Below are 1,170 nucleotides of genomic sequence, written 5' to 3' on the forward strand. Positions count from 1 at the left end.
GAAAATCATCCCACCAATACCCAAACAGCGCAGCCAAGTCATCGTGGCCCTCGCCAGTGCGAGAAAGGCCCAATAGGAAAAGGCCAAACCACTCCATTCTTGGATATGTGTGTAAAAAAAGTACTAAAGAGGGGCTAGAGATGACGACCTCAAAGGGGTAGTCAGCATTATTACCTAGACCCTCTGTGCAAGCGCGCTTGCACTACTTTTCCCTAAAACTCTGTGTAATGCACAAAGGGATTGACAGTCTGCCTGTTTGTGCAAAAACACTTACCGTTAAAAACCTGAACAACCACAAATCAAATGTTCACCCCCAAGCGTCAACGGACTCAAGCCAAGGCGAAGCGTGGCGGGAAAGGACAGGCGATTGTGCCCTCGTCGCGTTCGCGTACGACTACCATCCCGCGTGGAGTGCGGACGTACCGCACGGGGATGCCCAACCAGCTCTTCATGAAGCACCGCTACATCCGTTATTTGCAGGAGTATAGTGTTCCTGCGACGACTGTGCCAACCTCCTTCGTGTTCCGGGTGAACGGAATGTACGATCCGGATGTGACCGCGACCGGGCACCAACCCTACTACTATGATCAGATCAAGGAGCTGTACAATCATTGGACTGTGCTGAGTAGCAGCATTAAGATCACGGCCCAAGTCGTGTCCGAGTCAGCCCCGTTGGTGGCTAACTCTTGCTCCGGTGTGCTGTACATCGAAGATGATACTACGGTGTCTCCAACATCTATTGCGCAGGCGGCGGAGCTGCCCAGCGCGGGCCCGTACCAGATCATCGGGTACAATCAAGAACCAAAGGTGTTTCGGCGCAGCTGGAACGCGCGTCAGGCCTACGGTGGTGACACCATGGACAACGCCAATCTTCGCGGTAACGCTGGTTCCGATCCTCTGGAGCAACAAACGTTTACGTTTAGTGTGGTGGCTCCTGCTGCGCAATCGTGTGTGATTGCGTTCACGGCCGAGATTGTGTACAACGTAGTGTGGACCGAGCTCATTCCTGTGGTAGGTTCGTAACCGGGATTAATCCCGGCATAAGCATGTGCAACTAAAAAGAAAATCATCCCACCAATACCCAAACAGCGCAGCCAAGTCATCGTGGCCCTCGCCAGTGCGAGAAAGGCCCAATAGGAAAAGGCCAAACCACTCCATTCTTGGATATGT

The 1,170-nt window shown here is 52.9% G+C and carries 1 protein-coding gene; it reads left to right on the forward strand.

Annotation, left to right across the window (positions count from 1 at the left end):
- Window positions 1–432: 432 nt before the first annotated feature.
- Window positions 433–1,023 carry a hypothetical protein gene (locus HWQ67_RS19215; protein WP_218254305.1) on the forward strand — a complete coding sequence of 197 codons (591 nt, stop codon included), beginning with the start codon at window positions 433–435 and terminating at the stop codon, window positions 1,021–1,023.
- Window positions 1,024–1,170: the final 147 nt, after the last annotated feature.

The sequence above is a fragment of the Candidatus Magnetobacterium casense genome, assembly GCF_019173545.1.
GTDB lineage: Bacteria > Nitrospirota > Thermodesulfovibrionia > Thermodesulfovibrionales > Magnetobacteriaceae > Magnetobacterium > Magnetobacterium cryptolimnobacter.

What these genes read in the sequence shown, in the direction of transcription:
- HWQ67_RS19215 (WP_218254305.1), top strand. Translation starts at nt 433, where the DNA reads ATGCCCAACCAGCTCTTCATGAAGCACCGCTACATCCGTTATTTGCAG.